At 43.2% G+C, this 22,783-nt stretch carries 19 protein-coding genes and 1 pseudogene; 7 read left to right on the top strand and 13 right to left on the bottom strand.

Annotated features, from left to right (window positions below; translation table 11 throughout):
- Positions 1–167: 167 nt before the first annotated feature.
- Complete coding sequence (locus tag LG330_RS05605) at positions 168–926, bottom strand: MerR family transcriptional regulator (protein WP_404408109.1); 759 nt, start codon at positions 924–926, stop codon at positions 168–170.
- Between the two features lie 150 nt (positions 927–1,076).
- Between LG330_RS05605 and LG330_RS05600 the strand changes: the two genes are divergently transcribed.
- Positions 1,077–2,255: a hypothetical protein gene (locus tag LG330_RS05600; RefSeq protein WP_404408107.1), complete on the top strand. Its 1,179-nt coding sequence runs from the start codon at positions 1,077–1,079 to the stop codon at positions 2,253–2,255.
- A gap of 59 nt (positions 2,256–2,314) precedes the next feature.
- Here the strand turns inward: LG330_RS05600 and LG330_RS05595 are convergent, their stop codons facing one another.
- The 3 genes from LG330_RS05595 to LG330_RS05585 all read right to left on the bottom strand — a co-directional run bounded on the left by LG330_RS05595 (position 2,315) and on the right by LG330_RS05585 (position 6,586).
- Complete coding sequence (locus tag LG330_RS05595; RefSeq protein WP_404408106.1) at positions 2,315–2,536, bottom strand: transcriptional regulator; 222 nt, start codon at positions 2,534–2,536, stop codon at positions 2,315–2,317.
- A gap of 289 nt (positions 2,537–2,825) precedes the next feature.
- Entirely contained in the window at positions 2,826–4,643 is a 1,818-nt protein-coding gene (locus tag LG330_RS05590) for a YhgE/Pip domain-containing protein (RefSeq protein WP_404408104.1), read from the bottom strand.
- 2 nt (positions 4,644–4,645) lie between these two features.
- Positions 4,646–6,586, bottom strand: a complete 1,941-nt coding sequence (locus LG330_RS05585) for an RND family transporter (RefSeq protein WP_404408103.1) — start codon at positions 6,584–6,586, stop codon at positions 4,646–4,648.
- A 339-nt stretch (positions 6,587–6,925) separates the two neighbouring features.
- Here LG330_RS05585 and LG330_RS05580 point away from each other — a divergent pair, with 339 nt between their 5' ends.
- A complete protein-coding gene (locus LG330_RS05580) occupies positions 6,926–7,603 on the top strand; it encodes a TetR/AcrR family transcriptional regulator (protein WP_404408101.1) in 678 nt (225 codons plus the stop codon).
- A 223-nt stretch (positions 7,604–7,826) separates the two neighbouring features.
- On the opposite strand, the gene LG330_RS05575 is transcribed toward LG330_RS05580, so the two are convergent.
- The 6 genes from LG330_RS05575 to LG330_RS05550 form a co-directional block, all read right to left on the bottom strand.
- A complete protein-coding gene (locus LG330_RS05575) occupies positions 7,827–8,819 on the bottom strand; it encodes a sortase domain-bontaining protein (RefSeq protein WP_404408100.1) in 993 nt (330 codons plus the stop codon).
- Between the two features lie 72 nt (positions 8,820–8,891).
- Positions 8,892–10,235 (bottom strand): copper amine oxidase, encoded by a 1,344-nt coding sequence (locus LG330_RS05570; protein ID WP_404408098.1) that lies wholly within the window; start codon positions 10,233–10,235, stop codon positions 8,892–8,894.
- 475 nt (positions 10,236–10,710) lie between these two features.
- Positions 10,711–12,327, bottom strand: coding sequence for an FAD-dependent monooxygenase (locus LG330_RS05565; protein ID WP_404408096.1), 1,617 nt, complete (start codon positions 12,325–12,327; stop codon positions 10,711–10,713).
- A gap of 179 nt (positions 12,328–12,506) precedes the next feature.
- Positions 12,507–13,400 (bottom strand): cation diffusion facilitator family transporter, encoded by an 894-nt coding sequence (locus LG330_RS05560; protein WP_404408094.1) that lies wholly within the window; start codon positions 13,398–13,400, stop codon positions 12,507–12,509.
- Between the two features lie 210 nt (positions 13,401–13,610).
- Positions 13,611–14,354: a hypothetical protein gene (locus LG330_RS05555; RefSeq protein WP_404408092.1), complete on the bottom strand. Its 744-nt coding sequence runs from the start codon at positions 14,352–14,354 to the stop codon at positions 13,611–13,613.
- 151 nt (positions 14,355–14,505) lie between these two features.
- Complete coding sequence (locus LG330_RS05550; RefSeq protein ID WP_404408090.1) at positions 14,506–15,345, bottom strand: formate/nitrite transporter family protein; 840 nt, start codon at positions 15,343–15,345, stop codon at positions 14,506–14,508.
- Between the two features lie 305 nt (positions 15,346–15,650).
- Between LG330_RS05550 and htpX the strand changes: the two genes are divergently transcribed.
- From htpX to LG330_RS05530, 4 genes are all read left to right on the top strand, one after another.
- Positions 15,651–16,565 (top strand): protease HtpX, encoded by a 915-nt coding sequence (gene htpX, locus LG330_RS05545; RefSeq protein ID WP_404408088.1) that lies wholly within the window; start codon positions 15,651–15,653, stop codon positions 16,563–16,565.
- A gap of 312 nt (positions 16,566–16,877) precedes the next feature.
- Positions 16,878–17,099 carry a spore coat associated protein CotJA gene (locus tag LG330_RS05540; RefSeq protein ID WP_404408086.1) on the top strand — a complete coding sequence of 74 codons (222 nt, stop codon included), beginning with the start codon at positions 16,878–16,880 and terminating at the stop codon, positions 17,097–17,099.
- A 14-nt stretch (positions 17,100–17,113) separates the two neighbouring features.
- The gene (locus LG330_RS05535) at positions 17,114–17,377 is read left to right on the top strand and encodes a spore coat protein CotJB (RefSeq protein ID WP_404408084.1); all 264 of its coding nucleotides are present in this window, start codon (positions 17,114–17,116) and stop codon (positions 17,375–17,377) included.
- A 146-nt stretch (positions 17,378–17,523) separates the two neighbouring features.
- Positions 17,524–18,093: a manganese catalase family protein gene (locus LG330_RS05530; protein ID WP_404408082.1), complete on the top strand. Its 570-nt coding sequence runs from the start codon at positions 17,524–17,526 to the stop codon at positions 18,091–18,093.
- 71 nt (positions 18,094–18,164) lie between these two features.
- Here LG330_RS05530 and LG330_RS05525 read toward each other — a convergent pair.
- The 3 genes and pseudogenes from LG330_RS05525 to LG330_RS05515 form a co-directional block, all read right to left on the bottom strand.
- Positions 18,165–18,804: pseudogene (locus LG330_RS05525) on the bottom strand (zinc-binding dehydrogenase).
- A 380-nt stretch (positions 18,805–19,184) separates the two neighbouring features.
- Positions 19,185–19,664 carry a GNAT family N-acetyltransferase gene (locus tag LG330_RS05520; RefSeq protein ID WP_404408081.1) on the bottom strand — a complete coding sequence of 160 codons (480 nt, stop codon included), beginning with the start codon at positions 19,662–19,664 and terminating at the stop codon, positions 19,185–19,187.
- A gap of 26 nt (positions 19,665–19,690) precedes the next feature.
- Positions 19,691–20,710 carry a serine hydrolase domain-containing protein gene (locus tag LG330_RS05515; RefSeq protein ID WP_404408079.1) on the bottom strand — a complete coding sequence of 340 codons (1,020 nt, stop codon included), beginning with the start codon at positions 20,708–20,710 and terminating at the stop codon, positions 19,691–19,693.
- A gap of 570 nt (positions 20,711–21,280) precedes the next feature.
- Here LG330_RS05515 and LG330_RS05510 point away from each other — a divergent pair.
- Positions 21,281–22,690: a hypothetical protein gene (locus tag LG330_RS05510; RefSeq protein WP_404408078.1), complete on the top strand. Its 1,410-nt coding sequence runs from the start codon at positions 21,281–21,283 to the stop codon at positions 22,688–22,690.
- Positions 22,691–22,783 lie beyond the last annotated feature (93 nt).

Below are 22,783 nucleotides of genomic sequence, written 5' to 3'. Positions count from 1 at the left end.
AACGGAGCGTAAGGCGGCGACTCCGGGACGATTAGTGGGAAGCTGAGACCCCGCAGACGCGTAGCGTTGAGGAGGCTCAGCAACCACCGTCCGGAAAGCGTCCGCCTGAAGCGCAGCGAAACGAGAAAAAGGATGAGACAATCTTTTGTCCCACCCTCAGTCACCTATTATTTTCCGGCATACACAGAGATCGCATCCCGTAAAAATTTTGTCCCGCCTTCAACATACTGATCATAATAAGCTGTAAACCGCTCATCGCTTACGTACATATCACCAAGACCGGCATGTGCTTCTTTAGAATACTTTGGCCACGTGAAATTGAGCCATTCTCTATGCAGCGTGACTGCTTTTTGTGCTTCTGGTGAAGCTGGATCGCCAGTCTCGAATCCCTTTTTCAGCTCTGCTAAAAATGCTTTTTCAACCTCATTCATTCGTTCGAAGTCATCTTCAGACAATCCCATCATTTTTGCATTGCTGTCGTCTACTACCTGATCCCCATATTGTACCCGCACTTCTTTTCCGTACTTCTTTTCATTCTCATCAATCATCTGTTTCTTAAACCCTTCAAACTTCTCCTGATCTGCCATTGGAGTGCCTCCTTTTTTACTTTCAATCGTTTTTTGCACGGTTGAAATGATTTGTTCAAGACGGACGTGTTTTTTCTGCAGTTTTTCAACATGCTGCTGCAAAGCTGCTATAAGATCAAAGTCCGGGTGGTAAATGATGCGCCTGATTTCATCAAGGCTCACCTCAAGCTCCCGATAAAAGAGAATCTGCTGCAGCAGATCCACTTCCTTCTGGCTATATATCCGGTAGCCTGACGAACTGATTCTTGAAGGCTTTAACAGATCGATCTCATCATAATATCTCAGAGTGCGGCCGCTTACACCGGACAGCTTTGCCAGCTGCTGAACTGTATATTCCATCTTACCCCCTCCTGACAAATCCATCATACGGCTTTACGTAACGTGAAGGTCAATAGCCATTTGATATTTAATTAATTTTAAATGATAGTTTTTAACTTGATCATTTTAGGTTAAAGAAGTAAGACATACAAAAATTGGCGGGGTGAGAAAATGAGCGGACCTAATTACACGGTGGGTTTAATTTCAGCACCGGGCTATCCAAGAGAATTAATTGATTCGCTGAAGGCTGAGCTACCGGAGCTGCTTGCTTATTTTGTTGATGATACATACAAATGGAATATTGATTGCCTGATAGATTCTTTAACAGGTGGAACTGATCAGTCTGAGGAAGTCATAAAATCAATTTTGTCAATCAGAGATGAAAACAAATGGGATTTTACAGTGGCTATTACAGATATTCCACTGTTAGATGGAAAAAAAGCGATTATTGCAGAAGCGTATGAGGAGGCACACATTGCTTTAATCAGTCTGCCGGGTCTTGGCGCAGTTCCGCTTACCCGCAGAGTCCGGGACTCGATCCTGCAGCTGGTCAATGAAATGTTTTATACTTCTTCTGAGGAAGGTCGTGAGAAGGCTGAGCAGCGCCTGCAAAAGAAGGATCAGACTGAAAATAAAGATTTAAAGACAAGAAATCCAAAAAGATTAGTGGGGAGAAAAGGATTTGATAAAATTTCCCCGATTAAAAGGGAGTTGCCTGAGGACACAGAATACATTGATGTAAGATTCAAAGTCAATTCATATTTCGGCAGTGCTTTTAGACTGTTAACCGGAATGGTCCGGGCGAATAAGCCATGGGCAATGTTTTCATCATTTAAAAAAGTGATTATGCTCGCATTTACAACAGGAGCTTATGCGCTTGTCTTCCCTACACTCTGGATGCTGAGCAATGAATACAGCATCTGGCGTATGTTGTTACTTTCAATTATATCCATTCTTGCCATGGTGTTCTGGATCATTTCTGCACATCAGCTGTGGGAAAAGAAAAAAGTAACGACAAAAGCTTCACACATAAGAAAGCTGTATAATGCCACAACTTTCTTTACGCTATTTACAGCCGTATGCTTTTATTACATGCTGCTATTTACCCTGTTTTCATTTGCTGTGATTCTTTTTATACCAATGGGCCTGCTGCAGTCTGAGGTATCACCTGATGTCGGCTATGTAAATTATTTTTATATCGCATGGACTGCAACCAGTATTGCTACAATTATCGGCGCGCTGGGTTCAGCACTTGAGGACGAGGAGGTTGTTCTCTCTTCAACTTACGGCTACAGACAGCGTCAGCGTTATGAAGAGATCAAAAGAATGGAAGAAGAAAGAGAGAATTAATATATGTAAATTCAGAGTCCTTTCGAAGCACCAGCTTCCGGGAGGACTCTTTTAAATGCTCAGATAATCAGCTTTTCTTTTTTAATCATTGGCTTAATAGATAGGACGCGATCATAATGAAATGTCCGCACAGCTCTTCTTTTCAGACAATAGGCTGTAAATGACGTGTCACCAAGTTTTCTGATCAGGACTCTTCTTTCTGAACAGACGCCATCACTTTTCATATAGATCATTTTAACTGTGAGTCCCTGCTGCCAGTAGCGGAATAATTTCTCTTTCATGATCATTCCTCCTCTTACTTTTATTATACGAACAAATGTTCTAAAAGTAAACTAAGAAGCTGCTGTGACAAGATTTTTAAATTAAAAAAACTGACAGGCTAATTGCGCCTGTCAGCTTCATTTCAATTATTGAATGATGGATACCGGGTAGGTCATTTTGCATGGTTTGTCGAAGGTAAGTGATTGAACGGCGAACATGGTGAATTTACCTTCGAACATCCTCGGCTAAACCTCGAACACCACGTATTTACCGCCGAACATCAACTGTATTCCTACGAACCGCTGCCGGTTATCTGAACAAATCCACCAAACGGTCCCAGAAGCCCTTTTCTTCCTCAGCTTCCACTTCCGCTTCTTCTGCATCTTCCTTTTTCAGGCTATCTGTTTTAATGACAAATTGAACAGATTCAATACTTTTATTTTCATCAGAAACAAATGAAACCGGCTCGAAATCTGATTTATCAAACTCACTCAGCATTGCATCGATTTCTTCCTGAAGCTGATCCGGCAGCTCACTTGTAGCCGAGGCGAGCTCTGATGTACCGCTGTAAAGAGCGCCTGCACCATTTTCAAGCTCGTCTGTGCCGCCTGTTAAACTGCCAAGTCCGCTGTGCAGCTCGCTGTATGAGCCTGCAAGCTGACTGACGCCGCCGGTATATTCATTTAGTCCTGAATGGAATTCTGCATAGTTTGCTGCGAGCGTTGCAAGTCCCTGCTGCAGCTGACCCAGTGATTCATCCATATTGGTTGCTGCAAGTCCGTTTTCAAGCTGGTCTGCAATTGAATACAGGTTGCCACTCATTTCACCTAAAGCACCTGTACTTCCTGAAAGTGCACCAGGCACAGATGCAAATGCTTCCTGCGTCTGTCTGTAAGTTTCTTTAACTGCAAGTGAGGACTGATAGCTTTCCACGAGCTTATTGACTGTTGCTTCATCTGCTCCGCTTTCATAAAGTGCTGCGATTTCCTCTTCACTCACGTGATGTTCCGGTATTGCCGCAATGGCCTGATCGAGTGCATGGTAAGCCTGCTCATAGCTTCCGCTTAAGTTTGTCAGACCGCTTCCAACTTCATCAAGTCCGCCGGCGATCTGCCTGAATGCGCCTGGAAGCTCACTGAATTCGCTCGTATCAACGTCGCCAATACCCGCTCCTACAGATTCACTCATCTGATTTAATGCCTGCTGAATCGAAGACGATCCTTCTATTAATCCGCCTGCATTTTGCGAGAGCTCTTTGATGCCATCCTGGAACTGTGCTGATCCGTCATACAGGCTTGCTGTACCATTATTCAGATCAGTGATTCCTGTCTGCAGTTCACCAACGCCGTTATTCACTTCAGCAGTGGCATCAGAAAGTGATGTCATTTCTTCTTTTACTTCTGTTGTATCCGGTTCATCAATGGACATCGATGACGGTACGGCCGCAATTTCAATGGCTTCCATTTCAAGGTCCGTTACATCTGCACTGACTGTATAGGTTTCTTCTTTTTCAGGCAGCACGGTAAATGTCACCTGTCTGTTCTTACCGGCAGTTGCAATTGTTCCGTCCGGCGCTTCAATGTTTTTGAACTTTTCAGCGTCAACTGTCATCGTGATCTGAACCATATAATTGTTGAAAAAGAGTTCTTCACCGTCAGCATTTTTAGAAGAATCGATTTGAATATCCAGCTTGCCGTCCTGACCAATCAGTGAATCGGCATCTGCAGCTTCACCGTTTAACGAGTAAGTGATATCAAAATTCCATGGCAGCGCCCGGTTTTCAAGGTTTCCCTGGTAATAAAACTCTTCTTCCTTTGCAGTCAATATGATCTGATGCGCCTGCTGCTCGATCGGTGTCAGGTCAGTCAGGTTCTGAACGCTTGTGTAATCTCCGTAATCTGTAATTTTACCAAAGTTACTGACAGTGAAGTTATTGACAACATAAAGATCCTTTTGATCACCTGCAGCATCAAGTGTTGCATAGACGACCTCTGTTTTTTTATCAAAAGCGCCTTCTCCCACCGATTCTTTGTCTTCAGCAGTATTCTGTGTTTCCGCTGAGACAAGGAGGGTTGGCATCGCAAGTAGAAATGCTGCGAATCCTGCGCTTGTGCGTTTAAATTTCATTGTCATTTCCCCTTATAAAAGTTTGCTTTCCACGTTGTTTTCTCAATGACTTTATCGAAAATGACCAGCAGTGCCGGCAGTACAAAGACAACCATGATAAAGGCCAGCAGTGCTCCGCGTCCGAGCAGTAGTCCGATTGATGAGACGACCGGGTTTGTTGATGTAATCCAGAGAATAAATCCGACACTTGAAAGGATCGAAGCTGATACAAAAATGGCAAACAGCTTTTCATCAATCGTCTTTTTAATCGCTTCAAGCGCAGTCATTTCCTGTCTGAGCTTGTAGTAGTTCTCTGTAAACAGAATGCCGTAATCCACCGTTGCAGCGAGCTGAATCGTGCTGATCAGCAGGTAGCCGATATAGACAAGCGGCGCATCCGTAAAGTATGGAATCGCCAGGTTAATCCAGACTGAAGCCTGAATCGTGATTAAGAGGACAACCGGAATTGATAGAGAACGGAATGTAATCAACAGAACAAGTGCAACCGTCACAACCGTCATGATATTCACAAACGTATTGTCCTTTTGAACGATCTCTCTCATATCATACAGCGTCACACTTTCGCCAAGCAGGTGTGCGTTATCATAGTAGCTGTCAGCTCTCTCTTTCACATCTTCAATCAGTGAAAAGGCAGCGGCTCCTTCAGTTTCCGTCTCAGCAAAAATCGTAATTCTCGCGTAGTGCTCTGAGTAGAACTGATCCGTGACTGATTCATCGAGATATTCAGGCGGAACCGCGGCACCCGCTACATTCACGTAAGACATCACACCTGAGACATTGTCGAGTGCTTCAATCTCCCTGACAAGCTCTTCTTCCGTCCCGCGGTCTTTTGCCGGTACAAGCAGAACCATTGGGGTCTCTTTGCCGAAAATCTCTTCTGTTGCGATCGCATCCTGTCCTGCACGCGTATTTTCAGGATGCTCACCCGCTCCATAAATAAACGTTGTATTGCTTTGCGCGAGGAATGCCGGGACGATCAGCAGCATGACTAAAATTAAACTCGGAATACGCAGCTTAATCACACGTTTACCGACACCCTTAAAATCAGGAATGAACTGACGGTGCTGCGTTTTATCAATCCATTTATAAAACATCAGCGTCAGTGCCGGTAAGAAAATAATGACACTGATAAAGCTTAGCAAAATACCTTTTACAAGATTGATCCCAAGATCCGATCCGATCCCGAATTCCATAAAGGTCAGTGCCATAAATCCAAAGAAGGTCGTTGAAGCACTGGCAATAATCGCCGGGAAAGATCGCTTCATTGCAAGCTTCATCGCAGTCACCGGATCATCAACTTTTTTACGGTAATCAGAAAAGCTGTGAAGTAAAAAGATTGCATAATCCAGCGACACGGCGAGCTGGAGAATCGGGGCAACTGATTGTGTGATAAATGAAACTTCCCCGAGAAAAATGTTTGTTCCAAGATTGATCAGGATTGATACACCGATCGCTGTTAAAAAGAATACCGGTTCAATCCAGGAATTCGTTGATAAAATCAAAATGATAATGATGATTGGCACAAGCAGCAGTGCAGCATACATGGATTCGTCTCCTGCCATCTGCTGGGAAACTGCAGTTGTCACTGCCTCACCTGTCAGTGCGCCCTCATCACCAATCAAATCATACACTTCATTGGTAACTGCTACTTCCTGTTCCTCTTCAATCGTGATCGAAATCAGCGCCGCATCGTCCTGATAATAAGACGACAGCATCTCATCGTCCGCCATTTCAAGCGGAACCGTCAGATCCATCACATCATCAAGCCAGGTAACGCTTGAAATCCCGTCAATCTCTGCCAACTGCTCTTTTATATCCAGCGCTTCAGCAATGGTGACGTCTTTAATCATCACATTTGCATTCGGCATAGGCTCATCGAATTCTTCCTGCATGATGTCTACCGCTTCAATCGACGGTGCTTCGTCCGGCAGATAATCTGCCATATTGTAATTAACCGAGACAGCAAACTGGGCTGCCGCACTAATAATCGTCAGTATAAAAAAGATGATTACGATACTTTTTTTACGTTTAATAACCTGTGACGTCCAGTCGATAAAGCGTCATCCTCTCTTGCACAGCACTTTCATACACCTTAATATTATATTGACACAGTGTTGGGTATTCAACAGACAGTCTGTTTCGTTCTGTCAGTTACCCAACACAATGTCTATTATGTGTTGGATTTTCACAAAGGTTTAACATAAGCTTATATAAATTGGCTGCTGATTTCCGCTTCAGGCGGATGCTTTCCGCGGCCGGGCGGTGAGCCCGCAGGCTTCGCCATGCTCGGTCTCACACGTCCATTCCTGCCGCAGGAGTCACCGCCTTCCGCTACAATCATCAGCTGTGCAGAAACGCTGACGTCATTTAAGTTAAGGAGTGGAATCAAAATGTCTGAAAAACTGGATCACCGTAAAAAATATACGCGCAAAATACTGAAAGAAAGTATTATTCAGCTGCTTGGGACAAAGGCGATTTCTTCAGTGACTGTGAAGGAAATCTGCGAAATCGCTGATATTAACCGCTCCACTTTTTACACACACTACCGGGATCATTTTGACCTGTTACATAAAATCGAAGAGGAAATCATTGAGGATATGGATCGTTACCTTCAGCGTTACAGCACAGAAATTGATGAAGAAGCACTCCAGCTTACTGAAAAAATCCTGGAATATATGATAGAACATAAAAATATTATTCAGGCGCTGCTCAGTCCAAATGGCTCATCGGCTTTTGAGAAAAAAGTGATGGAGCTTACAAGACTTTATATGATGAATAATCTGATGAACGACAACGGCATCCGCCAGGTGGAATCGAAGTATTTAAGTACTTTTGTTGTCAGTGGGGCGATTCACGTTATTAAAGAATGGCTGGCTGACGATCTGGATCAGCCTGCTCAGGAGCTCGCGGTACTGATTAACAGTTTTGTGAACGAGGGGCTTTCTTATTTGGAGAAGTGATTTGTTTGAATGAGCGTGGTCGTGTCGTGATGCGGGGGTCCGACGTTCAGATGATGGTATTCGAGCTTTAAGCTGTCTGGTTCGGCGTTTACTCCGAACGGTTCGCCACTTAACCTGTGCTGTTCGACGCTCGTCACATGACCTTCGACACTTCGGGACTTTCAGCTTACCTTCCGTACAACCTTAAAACCGCAAAGCGTCCCCAGCGCTTTGCGGTTAAATCTCAATTCCCCTCTACCTTTTTCGACGGTGCTGATTCTTTATTTTTCAGATTAACAGCCGTCACATAATATTGATCACCGTCAGATGCATCCGGATCATAATAGTTCTTCCGTTCATGTGCTGACACACTTGCTACATGGACAAAACGCGGATCCTGCTCTGACTTTTTATAGACACGGTAGCCAATGACTGTTTCATTTCGGACAGCGTGCCATGTAACTGACCCTGCTTCAACTTCTACATTTTCAGGTGCTTCAGTCACTTTTAGCGGATCAGACGGCTCTTCTTCAGATACGAGTTCTGTGTAGACAACCAGTCTGTCAGGATATAAATGCTGTTCGCGATCAAATGTGCCAGTACAAGTGATGATATTCAGATTTCGTGTATCAGATGGACCAAAGATCTTTTCGATTGGAGATTCATCCGTTGCATAGCTTTCTTTTGTTTTCACTTCAAATGTTAATTCCACACCGTTTTCATCTGTTACGATAATCTCTGCGCCGGGTTCAATATCTTTTAAATAGAAAAAGATTGCCGGGCCTTCCTTGCTGTCGACGTGACCTGCTATGACAGAATTACCGATTGCCCCGGGCTGTATTCCACGGTTATACCATCCTGTGACCTCTGTTTTTTCAGGTACTTCCATTTCACCATTATCAAGAAGTCCTACCGAGATTACACCGGTATCAATATCAAGACTCGGAATCTGGATACGGGCAGGATTAATTCCCTCTTCTTGAATCTTTAGTTGTTCTTCAAGCTCTGCCTGACGTTTTTTTAAAGAGTCAAGAAGAACAAACTCTTCTCCCTGATGAGCAACTGCCTTAGTCTGTTTTGCCGTCTCTTCTTCAATTTCTTCTTTCAAATTCTGTGTTTCATTTGCTGAAGCTGATTCAGGCTCGTCTTCTTTTGTCTGGTTCATTGCAATGGTCTGATAACTGACCACGCTAAGCAGAACCACTGCCGCTATGAGCACAAAAAACTTTTTCTTCATGGCTTCATACCTCCATTTATATGAATAGAGAAGAGCGGTATAAACCACTCTTCTGCCTATTCAATGAGACTGTTATTCCTGATTAGCTATATTCTTTTTAACAGCAAATCCTGCTGCGGCAAAAAGTGCTGTTGCAATAGCTACCCATACTGCTATCGGTGTCTGCTGTTCAGCAGCGCCACCAAGACCAGTGTTAGGCATATCAGCCGGTACGTCTGCTGCGAACTGATCAGGCATCTGCTTCACAATCGCATCACCAAGTGCTTCACCTACACCAAACATGAATGCATATCCTTCACGGAACGTGTCAGTGCTTGTCTGGTAGTCTTCAGCTACATATGATTCAAACGCTTTTACAACCTGATCTTCATGAGTTTTCAGAGAAGAAATCGCTGCATCTTCAGGAAGATTTCCTTCAGTTGCTGTTGCAAGGAACATGCCGAATTCTTCAGTAAACATTGACAGGCTTTCTTTCGCAGCGGCAATTCCTTCTTCGTCACCTGCTACTGTTGCACTGACAAGGTCAGCCTGAGCATTAATGTGCTCTCCAGTCCAAAGCTGCTTGAACTGTGCTGCGCCTTCTTCACCATAAATTGAACCGATTGCTGCAGTGAATTCATCTGTATGCATGTCTTCAGCCCACGTTGCAAAGTCATAATCCTCAGCACCGCTTACACCTTTTTGCATGCTCAATACTGCAAGTGCAAAGTGTTCGGCTGCAAGGTTGTTCAGAGTAGATCTCAAATCAGCTGCTGGTGCATCTGCTGTTGATCCTTCAAAGTTGTCAGGCATTTGTGTAACGATTGCGACAGATAGTGCTTTACTGATATCAAACATTCTGTCATAGCCTTCCATGAAGTGAGTGAAGTAAGCTTCATAGTCACCTTCTACATAGCTGTCAAAAGCGTTAATAACGTCCTGTTCGTGTGCAACCAGTACTTCTACTGCCGCTTCTTCAGGTAGATTCCCTTCAGTTGCTGTTGCGAGGAAACCGCCAAATTCCTGTGTGAATTCTTCAACTTCCGCTTCTGCTGCTGCTCTTAAGTCAGCGTCGTCTGATTTTGCTGCTTCCACAAAGTCCGGTGAGTAATCATTGTGGTTAACAAAGATGTCTTCAAATTGCTGTGCGCCTTCTGCACCATAAATTGATTCGATGGCTGGTGTCATGTCTAAAGCGTTTTGTTCAAGTGCTGCATATGCCTGCTCTTCATCAGGTGCATCGTTGTAATCCTTCACCATCGCATTTACTGCTAAAACGTAATGTTCTGATAGTAACTGATCCAAAGTTGAGCGAAGATCTGATGCCGGTGTAGTAGCTGTTGCTTCATGATGCTCTGCGAGTCCAGTCGTTGGTGCGATTAATGAAAGACCAAGTACCGGTGCTGCAATTCTCTTAAGTAATTTTTTGTTTTTCATGATTAACTCTCCTTTTTCTGTAATGTATTTGATTTCAGAGAGCTAACGAAGAGAGTTTTGTTTTGGATCACTTTTTTTAAAAAAGTTTTTTATTTATTTTTCCTGCTTTAAAATCCGCTGATATGACTGGGTTTGAAGGCGGAATCTTTTTTAGAATTTATTTTATTTCTTTTTGTACTGACGTAAAAATCAGAAACGATTGTGGTCATTTGAAAGCCTGCAGGCAACAAATTTTTAACGTGCTTGAGAAATTAGTACTCTGCTTCTGAAATGCACGGCTGCTAACTCATGTTGTCGGTGTTTTCGCCAAGGTCGCTGCAATACATGCCGGAGTTGTCGTGATACACCCGGGAGTTTGCCGCTATCCCAAGCCAGGCTGCCGCTTTACCCGTCAAAATTGCCGCATTCCCTCACCAGCCCGCCCAGCCACAAAAAAAGAAGCCCCGCAATCAAGGCTTCTTCAGTAACTTACTATTTAAATAAAATACCGCTTTAATTTCGCCATCACTTTTCTCACATCAGCCGAGCCGTCATGAAAACCGACGTGGCCATCAGGACGGATGAACAGCGTACTGCCTTTTTGCATCCCGAGGTTCTGATCCAGATCGCGGTGCACGTCATAGATAATCGGCAGCTCGTCCCGCTCCGTAAGGACTGTACCGCCACGTGCGACGAGATAGACTTTCAGCATATCCGGGAAGGCACGGTTCGCTTCCTGGGTGAAATCATATGCGTAATCAATCAGATCCTGTTCATAACAGTCAATGTAGATCAAGCACACATAACCGATTCGCTGGATAAGCGGGTACAGCCGTTCATCTGTTGTACCTTCATTGAAAAGAATCTGATCCGGTACACGCTCACCTGCCTGGATTGCTTTTCTTGAAAGGGATTGATCTTTAAACGAACGGTTAATCGGCGTTTTATCATAGTCACTATGAACGTGTGAAAGGGCATTAGCGAATCTGGACTGAACCCAGCTTTGAGTCAGCACTGCTTTTCCTGACCAGTTTCTTGCTTTGCCAAGCAGCCCTTTCATATGGATCAGCTTCAGCTCCATTGTTGTGTTCCGGATTACTTCCCTTGCCACAGGTGCTCGTTCTTCATGATAAGTATCCAGGAATGGATTGCCGGCGTATCCTTTTAACACAGTATCGATCTTCCAGCAGAGATTTCCTACATCTTCAAGTCCGATATTCATGCCTTGTCCGCCAAGAGGGTTATTGACATGTGCTGCGTCTCCAACGAAAAATACATTCCCAACGCGGTAGTTCGGTACCTGTCTGTGCGCTGTGCCAAAGTAAGCGAGCCACTTTGGATGCTGGACTTTATAGGGATTGTCTAAAATGGTATCGAGTGTGGTCTGAAGTTCATGAAGCTTCATTTCGCGTTTGCGCGGACCGCCCTGTCTCGTTCTGTCAAACCCGACAACCCGGTAGGTTCCATCTTTATACGGGAAGAATGCAGCCGCTCCTCTGTCATTTAAATGAAGGTTTATATGGATTTCTTTCATGTCAGGGACTTCTACATCGCCTGTAAAGAATGTGATGCCTTCATCTTCTCCGATAAAAGGCACATCCAGTTCTTTACGGACTTTACTGTGCGCTCCGTCACAGGCAAGCAGATATTTAGCAAAGTATGTTTTCATGATGCCATTGTGAACAGCCGTCACATAGACACCATTGTCCTTTTGCGTGACGTCTAGCACTTCATGTTCTCTGAAAACCTGACCGCCTCTTTCATTCAGGTGGTTCTCAAGGATTTCTTCAATTTCATCCTGAGGGATAATAAGCAGGTAGGGATATCTGCTTTGAATATGATACATTTCAACGTAAGATGGATGTTTGCCGGCCAGGTGAAGCTTTGCGCCAGGACCTGGATATCCTCTTTTTAAAAATGGTTTATTTACACCAAGGAATTCAAATAGTTCAAGTGATCTCGCCTGTATACCGAGTGCTTTTGATAAAACTGAACGCCCCGGTTTCTTCTCCAGGCAAATATAGTCTATGCCCCGTTTTGTCATGACATTTGCCGCCATAAGGCCTGCGGGTCCTGCTCCGATAATCAGTACATCTGTTTCGATCACAGCCATGAGACGTGCTCCTTTCGTTCATTAAGCTGGTATGACACAGATCCGTTTGTTTTACGTTAGCATATTTTCTCTGATGGTAACCAACTTTAATACAAAATCGCCCAAAATAAAGAACCTACATTACCGATACCCTTATTCTTTCTGATCATGCGCTGTATGAACATTTTTGTGAAAGGAAATTACTCTTCATTGTAAGGATTAATATGAACCAGCACATTATTAATATCCTCGTGCCGCTCAAGGAGTCTTCGTTTTACATTTTTTGAAATGCGATGCCCTTCTTCTACTGTAATATATGGATCCACACTCACTTTGATATCGATAACGATATAGTGCCCGTGCGTTCTGGCTAATAGTTCGTCCACTCTTTTCACACCTGGTGTTGCCATTACAGTTTCTATAAATGGATTGGTTTTATCAGCTTCCAGTACCTGCTCCATCATAATGGAGCCCGCTTCTTTTGCCAGAGAGAAACCGATTTTAATAACAATCAGCGAAACGACAAGTCCGGCAATTGGATCGGCATAAAGTAAAAAAGTCAGCTCCAGTCTTTCACCGAGAATCGCTCCTCCCACACCAAGAAAAGCAGCAACTGATGAGAGTGCATCTGATCTGTGATGCCAAGCTTCAGCCATCAGTGCAGAACTGTCTATCTTTTTGGCAATCCGCTTTTTATAGTGAAATAAGATTTCCTTTACGACAATAGAAAATACAATCACTGCGAGTGCGATCGTGCCCGGCGCTTCGGGAATTTCTCCTAAAAATACACTTGCAGATGAAGTAGCGATTTCTACGCCGACGACAACCAGCAGAATTGCGACAATAATCGTTGCAATGTTTTCTGCTTTTCCGTGACCGTACGGGTGATCATCATCCGGCGGCTTTCGTGCTGTTCGGAGTCCTGCGAGTACAGCGACTGATCCCGCAACATCTGATGCAGAGTGCGCCGCATCTGCGACAAGTGCACGGCTCCCTGAAATATAACCGAACACACCTTTTAATATTGTTAACAGCGTATTTGCCACGATCCCGACCCATGTGGCAAATTCAGCTTCTTTAAATCGATTGTTCATATAATCACACCACCTGTGCAAATTTGTTGCAGCTTCATTATCCTATCAGACTGCCCTTAAGTGGGTCTATACAAACCTTTTTAACGGAGGTCATGAGTGTTTAGAGGGTTAAATGAATTGAATCACGGGGAAAAGAATTGGCTGAGGGCAAAAAAGGGAATTCCTCTATTGATATAGATAGAAATTCCCTCTGGTAAAGATATTATTCATTTATCTTACAACGATCAGTTTTCCTTTTTGATTAGAAATATTTAAGAGTTCACTACTGTTTAAAAGATCAATCTTACTTTCTTTAAAAGCTTCATTAACATAGATAAACAATTGCCCCTCAAATTCTATCTGTACATATTCATCTTTTATACCTTCTGCAAACGCTAATAGTCCATAATTCCCCTGATCATACTCATATACTGCGATGGCAGGGGTATCATTAATATCAACTGCAAAAACAGTTAACTCACCATTGAAATACTGATCAACCTTTTTTAACTCAGGCAGTTCCTTATCCAAAGTGTACTCACTCCCATGGAAAAAGAGTAGCTCCCGCCAAAGCTCCTCCTGCTCCGGCGTGCTGCCGTCTGTCCAGGTACTCGTCTGGGAGACCTGACCGTCGTGATCCACCTGCATTGTAACGCCAAGGTACATCGTATCTGTATGAGCGACATCAAACCTTCCGACAGTAACACCTTCTTCATAAACTTCAGGCCTGACACTAAAATTTCCTTCGGGATACGTTTCCTCAAGGAAGGTCATCAATTTACTATACCGTTTGGCATGCGTCTGTTCTTTATAGGTTGGGTAATAAAAATATCCTGCTGTTAGTCCAATGATAAGCAGCGACGAAATTGATAGCGCAATGGTTCTTTTCCTTTTAAAAATCATCCACGTAAGCACGATCATTAGAAAAATAATGACTGTTGCAATCATAAAATTAATAACTTCAGCTGGATTCAATTGGTTCCCTCATTTCGAACTGCCTTAACTCCTTAAAGATTATGATTCAATAAAACCACCGAAAATCCTTTTAACCTTTGTAAAATATTTCAATCCACAAAAAAAACTGTCTTCACTCAGTTTCCACCGGGTAAAGACAGTCCTTTAATATTTATTTTTCTAAAGCAGCCTTAGGAGCTGATGCTTTAGCAGACGATTTTGCCGTCAGTTCTTTTTCTTTTTTAGCTGAATTCAAATACGTATAGAGTACGCCGACGAAGAATGCGCCGCCAACAATATTGCCAAGTGTCACGATCAGTACGTTTTCAACCGCTGCCTGTATTGTCACAAGCGCAGTGTGAGGTGCTGTCAATGCGATTGAGAATAAAGCCATATTTGCAATGCTATGTTCATAACCGGAGATAAAGAAGGTGAAGACGAACAGAATCATCAGCACAATTTTAGACATGTCCTCCTTTACCTGAAGCGGAATCCATACAGCCAGGCAGACAAGCCAATTGGCAAGGATTGCTCTGAAGAACATTTCAGAATAAGGCAGGTTCATTTTCTTTTCAGCCACAGTGATCAGATACGATTCTGATGGATCCATTGTCGCAAATAAGCCGGTCATAATAATCAATCCTGTGAAAAATAAAATACCGACCAGATTGCCAAGATAGCAGGCACCCCATACACGCAGTGTGTCCATCCAGTTCGTTTTCTTCTTCATGGCGCCAACGACCATATACATCGTATTTGATGTGAACAGCTCCGTTTTTCCGTATAAAATTAAGCAAAAAGCAACGCCGAAGAAGATTGCATTAATAAAATAAGTTGCCGGTGATGCTGCCTCGTAAAACGGCTGTGCCAGACGGAATGCCATGACAACGGCCATTCCAACGTACATGCCTGCAAGCATTGCACGCACCATATAATGATTCGGCTGCTCCTTTAACAGATCTCTCTTCAATGTCGCTGCACCTAATAATTTCTCTATTGTAGACTGTTCCATTCGTCACCATCCTGAATTCCGTGTAAATTTTGTGATTCAATTCACAGATCAGTGTAAATGGGTAAGCGCTGCCACTACAATAGCGTTTTGTATTGTTTGATTTATTAGTTAATTCCGCTTCAGAATTGCATTTATTCATTTTTAAAACTCCTTCTTTTGCAATTCTTAATTTTATTGTACCGACCGCATTTCACATAAATAAATGAATCGCTTTAATGAAGGAACTTTTCGCCTTTCTTTTGTCACGCTTTTCAGAGAAAATTATGTTACAATTATCACAAACTAATGTAAGAGGAGGCGCATAAATGGGCAAAAGAATTTTATTGTTTTTATTAACAAACATCCTCGTCATGACGACAATTGTGATTGTATGGTCACTCATTGTTTCATATACAGGAATCAACGGTTCATTCCAGACAGGCGGACCAGGGCTTGGAATTGACTTCGTTTCACTTGGTTTATTCAGTATCCTCGTAGGTTTCGCAGGGTCATTCATCTCGCTTGCGATGTCACGAATGATGGCAAAATGGATGATGAAGGTAAAGGTGCTCGATCCGGATGGCAGTCTGACTGCACAGCAACGTGAAGTTGTTGAAAAGGTACACCGCTTCTCTCGTGCTGCCGGTTTAACGCATATGCCTCAGGTCGGAATCTATCCTTCACCTGAAGTAAATGCATTTGCAACGGGTCCTTCAAAGAAAAAGTCACTTGTAGCTGTATCACAGGGACTTCTAGATAACATGGATGATGATGCAGTTGAAGGTGTAATCGCCCACGAGGTAGCGCACGTATCAAACGGAGACATGGTGACAATGACGTTGCTTCAGGGTATCGTGAATACATTTGTTGTATTCTTTGCGCGTATCGTCGCAATTGTACTCAGCCGTTTTGTCCGTCCTGAATTGCAATTTATCGTGCAGTTTGCGGCTATTATTATCTTCCAGATTCTATTCTCAATTCTCGGAAGCTTAGTCGTGAGTGCCTACTCAAGACACCGCGAATTCCACGCTGATCGTGGTGGCGGCGACTTAGCCGGTAACGATAAAATGGCGCACGCACTGCGTTCATTAAAAGCACAGGTAGGTCGTACAAATGTAAAAGATCATACAGATGATTCAGCTGTTGCCACGATGAAAATCAGTGGTAAAGGAGGAGTGATGAGATTATTCTCAACTCACCCTGACCTTGATGAGCGTATTGCGCGTTTGGAACAGCGATAATTGATTGACGAAGAACCGCCTGGGATGGCGGTTCTTTTTTTGATCTTAAGTGGGGCTGGCGCTGCAATCAGGACAGCGGATCTGACATTCATTTGGCGGAATTGCTACAACCTCCGCCTGAATTGCTACAACTTCCCCGGCGTATCGCTACACCCTGCAGGCTAACCGCTACAACTCCGACAACAATTGATACATCCGGACCCCGGCACAATAACTACACTTCCAAACCAATCATCCGCGCTCTCCCACTTCTACTCCTCAACCCGCCTGCATATACTCTTCAGGTAATCTGAATCCACAGGAGGGACAGCTATGTCTCAACCGAATAACCCGTTCAGACGATATTATCTTCCTTTCAGGGGAATGTTCGATCCCTGCCCGCCGCTTGGCCCAAAGGTATTTGTTACACCGCCGAACTTATTTATCGGATTCCAGCCGCCTGATTTCCCCCAGTTCCCACCTTTAGAAGCATTGAGAAAAGGTACGCTCTGGGAACCGTTTTTTGATTACTACGAGAGCCCCTACCGTAAATAAAGGAGGTTCACAGAATGGAAAAACAGCTGCCAAAAGAATATTACGCGAAGCTTGAAGCAATACAGGCGATTGATTTTGTGATTTATGAACTGGTGCTTTACCTCAACACTCACCCCGATGATGCGCAGGCCATTCAGCAATATAATTACTACAGTGCTTACAGCTGCAGGCTGAAGACTGAATTTGAAGCCTGTTATGGCCCGCTGCGTTTCGGGATGCCTACACAGGAGCACCAGCACTGGGAATGGGCTGAATCCCCGTGGCCATGGCAGGTCTAAGTACTTTTTATCCAGCTTTAGCAGGCAAGTCCTCGAGTCATAAGCCACCTAGCGATAAAGGGAAAGAGCACCCTTTTTCGCTACGCGTCTTATGCCTGTCAGAGCTGACCAAGCTCCTTCCACTTTTACTTTAGGAGGTATGCGATTTGTGGAGCTATGAAAAAAAGCTGATGTACCCTGTAAGAGTAAGCACGTGTAACCCCACCCTTGCAAAATATTTAATGGAACAATACGGTGGCGCTGATGGCGAACTCGCTGCTGCCCTCCGCTATATGAACCAGCGCTATACGATTCCGGATAAAGTGATTGGCGTGTTAAATGATATTGCGACAGAGGAATTCGCCCACCTTGAAATGATTGCAACGATGATTTATAAGCTCACCAAAGATGCTACACCGGATCAGCTCCGTGCAGCAGGACTTGCAGAGCATTACGTCAGTCATGACAACGCCCTTTTTTACAATAACGCAGCAGGCGTCCCGTTCACAGCAGCCTACATTCAGGCAAAAGGCGATCCGATCGCTGACCTCTACGAAGACATCGCAGCTGAAGAAAAAGCACGCGCCACCTATCAGTGGATCATTGACCAGTCGGATGATCCGGATTTAAATGATGGACTCAGGTTTTTAAGGGAGCGGGAAATTATTCACGCGCAGCGGTTTAAAGAGGCTGTCATGCTGATTACAGAGGATCGTGATGAGAAAAAGGTTTTTTGAGTACGAAGTTATTGAAACGCCTGAGGCACAGTGTCCCTCAGGCGTTTTGTTATGAACATCATTTGGTTTTTCTATGGGATCAGCACGATCTTCCCAAGCTTCCCTCTATTCTTAAAATATGTCTGCGCTTCCCTCGCTTCTTCCAGTGGAAAGCGCTTATCAATCACAGGTATGATCTTTCCTTCTGAAATTGCCTGCAGCATCTCTTTAAATTCTGATCTTGTCCCAAGCACAGAGCCGTACATCGTAATGTGCTTCAGATAAAGCGTTCTGAAATCCAGGCTCGTCTGCTGGCCGCCTGCAGAACCTGAGATACAAAACTTACCGCCTTTTTTCAAAACGTCTAAAGAAGTTTTAAACAATAAAGGACATGTCTTCTGAGATATGTTCTGTACCTTCTTCACCACTTGAAGTGAAAGGAAACAGCACTACACGTTTTCCTATCAGATTCTGATCGACCTGACTGCCGGCACTGACAACCTCACCTGTAATATCAGATCCCGGAATCCGTGGAAACTGAACCCCCTCAGGACGCCAGCCGGATTTTTCATCCGTGCCATAAGCGCCTTCTCTCATCCAGATTTCTGTATTAATAATTGCACAAGCTTTTACTTTTACTAATACTTCATTATCTTTTGGTTCCGGTATTGGAATGTCCACTACTTTCAGTTGATTTGTATCTCCGTAACCAGCAACTTGTACTGCCTTCATCAAAACTCCCCTCCCTTATCTTAAATAGAATGTCTATTATATAGAATTCCCTTACATCATTATTGTGCAAATTCCTGATAGAGGAACCACAAAAAAAGATTATCCACACGCTCTACTATATCTGTGCACATAACACGAAGCAGATGGGAGTATCTGTGATGAAACAAACTGCTAAATGGGGCTACATCCTTTTATCCTTTTATATGTACTTACACATTTTATCGTTTCACTGAGACAGGCTGATTTTAGGGAAGCTGCAATGATAAGTACTCAGGATCGTGATGAGAAGAAAGTTTTCTGAAAATGAAGTATAAGACAAACAAATATATAATAAAAAACCGTTCTCTGCTTATTGATTCATCAGCAGAGAACGGTTTTTTCTATACTTGAATAACATATACACGCTGTTCCTCGCCAAACCGGACAACCTTCCTATCAAGCGTCATTCCCACTTTTTCCAGCAATCTGCAGGACGAATGGTTCGCAGTCTGAGTTTCAGCAACGATTTTTGTCAGGTTCATCTCATTAAATGCAGTATTCAGTACCGCCTCTACTACTTCACTTCCAAGTCCTCTCCCCCACCATTCCGGCATTAGCTGATAGGAGATTTCGATATCCTCCCCGTCATGATGAGGGTCCAGTGAGACGAGTCCGATAAATGCAGACGTATCCCTCTCCCCCACTGTCAGGTATAAGGAAGTTTCGTCTGACTGAAAGAAGTCTTTCCCTACAGCTGACACAGCTACTTCTTCGCGGACACCACCGAGATATTTTCTTACCAGAGGATCTTTATAAAGACGCTTTACATCTTCAAGATCTGATTCTGTTACTTTTTCAAGTATCGTTCGGGCAGTCTCCATTCATACCTTCCCTTCCTTGATCAAATTCATCCTTTTTCAATCACTTCTAAAATATCATAAGGCTCTGTTTCGTGATTTGAAAGAATTGTCACCATTCTGTTTTGATCCGGATATACAGCAGATCTGAAGCTGACCCCGGGATCGTACCCCATCACGTGATATTTATATACATGATGATCTTTTTGATTCAGCCATATCCCATAACCGTAATGAAGTTCCTCGTTAACATGAACCGCTGGAGTCAGCAATTGCTTTGTTGTTTCTTCATGTAGCAATTTGAAACCAAGCAGTGCATTCCAAAACGCTGTCATGTCTGCTGCAGTTGTAAATGCCCCCCCATCTGACCCGCCTTTTTTGGGAATGGAGTAGATATTGGTTCTCCATGTTTGATCTTCAGGATGATCAATGTATCCAAGCGCAGTATTTTCAGGAAGCCGATCAAGTTCAAAGTAACCTGATGCTGTCATCCCGGCCTTTTTAAAAATTTCACTTTCAATATAGTCTGTAAAAATGCTGTCTGTCTGCTGTTCAATGATCAGTCCGAGAAGGATGTAACCTGCATTATTATAGTGAAATTGCCTACCAGGCTTAAACTTCATCTGTTCGTTTTGAAAGATCGGGAGAAACGCTTGAAGGGAATCGATCCGGTAAACCGGTCGGTCAATCCAGAGTTCTTCAAAATCATCCATCACGTCCTCGTCGAAATAATCCGGCACACCTGAAGTATGGGTCAGCAAATGCTCCACTGTAATCTCTTCATCAAAATGTGGAAAATGAATATCCAGACAATCAGCCAGTCGGCTCTCAAAACTAATTACCCCTTTTTCAACTAACTGACAAATCGCTACAGCGGTAAAGATCTTGCAGCCGGAAGCGATTCCAAATCGCGTATCTATTTTATTGACCCTATTTTCAGACCTGTCTGCGAAACCGTGTGCTGATTGAATGAGCGTACTTTCACCCTCAACAGCATACACGACACCTGAAAAGTTAAGCTCGTTATATTTATCCTCAATACGTTTTTTTAGTTCAGATTGTTCACTCATCTTCTTTTATCTCCCCTTTTTTCAAATCTCATCCTGCATGTTTCTCTGGCTTTCTCCCCTTCTATCGACCATCGATGCAACCGGCGCCTGGTGTCAAATTCAATAACACCTGAATCATTCTCCCTGAAAACTTTGCTGAATATTTAATTCTTCCACTTTTCAAAGAAAGCCAATTCCATTGATCCTTCAGATATATCAACTTTATAATGCATCAAGTAGTGCATATTTTTCTTAAGGAAAAAACCAAAAATATCTAACCCTTTGAGTTTTTGTATGTAACAATCAGTTGCTAATTGCTTTGTTTAGACTTTTTAGAGGTTGTATTGAATTTCAGAATGTTGAATCGATACAGTGTAAAAATGATCAGTGCAATGATTACAAATCTAATAATATCCCGCGCCATATATGCCTCCTCACATGAAAGTACTTCTCCTATTTTACCATTTCCAACTAACTTATTGTGAAGTTCAGAAGTTAAATCTTTGCAGTATGAATCACCGGATAAGATTGTATTCTATGCGATATGTTACGATTTGATCATGAATATCACCGTTGACGGGAGTATGACTGATGAGACAATCCGCTAAATGGGGCTACACCCTTTTTATTCTTTTATATGTCCTTACACATTTTATTGTTTCAATGACGCAGGCTGGTACACTGACAACGCCGCTATCTCTGTTCGGTCTGACAGCTTTTATCATTGGTTATTTTTTTCTGCCTTTAAAACAGGCATCGATTTCACTGATGCTGCTGGTCATTGCGCTAGTCATACATGTTTCAGCAGGAACCTCTCTTTTAGAGGCAAGCGTGTCAGGGTTTACTGTAATGAGCGGGTTGATTGCGCTGCTGTTAATTGTGCCGATTATCAGCTGGGTGCTTGATGAAAAACCTTATATTGAGTCGGTCATTCATTTTGCTCAAAAGCTCTTGAATACGAGCAGGAAGTTTTATTTTGGCATATTGATGATTACACAGATCATTTCTTACTTTTTATTATTCGGCGCCATTCCAATGGTCTATGGCATGATCAACAATTTTCTGAGCGATCAGCACGGTGAGGCCTGGGAGAATTATAAAGGGACTGGACTGTTGCGCGGTTTTGCCTTAACGACGATGTGGGTCATTAGTATTCCAAGCTTTATTTTCGCAGTGGATGCACTTGGTGCGTCACTTGGACTATCAATTTTGCAGGGATTTATCATTTCATTTGCCGGCATTCTGCTGTCTGTCTTCACTTCATCTATCAGGGAACGGAGATATGGAGTGGATCTGACCGCAGGTATTCAGGAACAGCTTGCTAAAATTGCAGGACATCAGCAGCCCGGTGGAAACAGGGAAGTGAGGGAATTTATCTTCTTATTCGTCTCTCTGTTTGGCTCTATTTTTCTGATCAATTCCATCTGGAGTGCGAGTCTTTTGCTCATTATTCCACTTGTGATCATTGTGTGGGTCATTGTGAACTTTGTCATTCGTCAAAAGCCTTACAAAATTGTTGAGAACAGCATGGAATATGCAAAGGCAGGTGTCCCGGACAAAGCGCAGCAATTCTCTATTCTGCTCGCTGCCGGTTTTTTAATTGATGCAGTGAATCAGTCAGGGTACGGGGAGTATATCGTTGATGGCTTATTTTTAGTTTCAGACGCCATCCCGTTTCTGAATTTCCTTTGGGTATTGCCATTTGTCGTCATAATCCTTGGTTTTATCGGACTTGGACCCCTGACGGTTATTGTACTTGTATCAGGAATTCTTCAGGGTGTCGAAGTGCCCTATCCGCCTGAAATTGTATTGCTTGGGATTACTTCAGGAAGTGTGATTTCTATCATGATTTCACCACTGATCCTGCCAACAATTGTGCTGAGTTCGGTAAACGGTTTAAGTATTGTGAAGAACAGCTTTTTATTCAATTATAAATTTGCCATTGCGTTTTATCTGATGGTACAGGTTTATCTGCAGGGATATATTTTGTTTTTTCTATAGCTTTGAGGTACAGCCTGGTATACAAGGTTGTACCTTTTTCAATCTCATTGACAAAGCTTCTGTAATATTTTAATGTATGAATATATAATCATA

The sequence above is a fragment of the Jeotgalibacillus malaysiensis genome (genome assembly GCF_044789845.1).
Classification (GTDB): domain Bacteria; phylum Bacillota; class Bacilli; order Bacillales; family Jeotgalibacillaceae; genus Jeotgalibacillus; species Jeotgalibacillus malaysiensis_A.
Note: the sequence above shows the minus strand (reverse complement) of the source record. Positions and strands in the feature narration are given on the sequence as shown.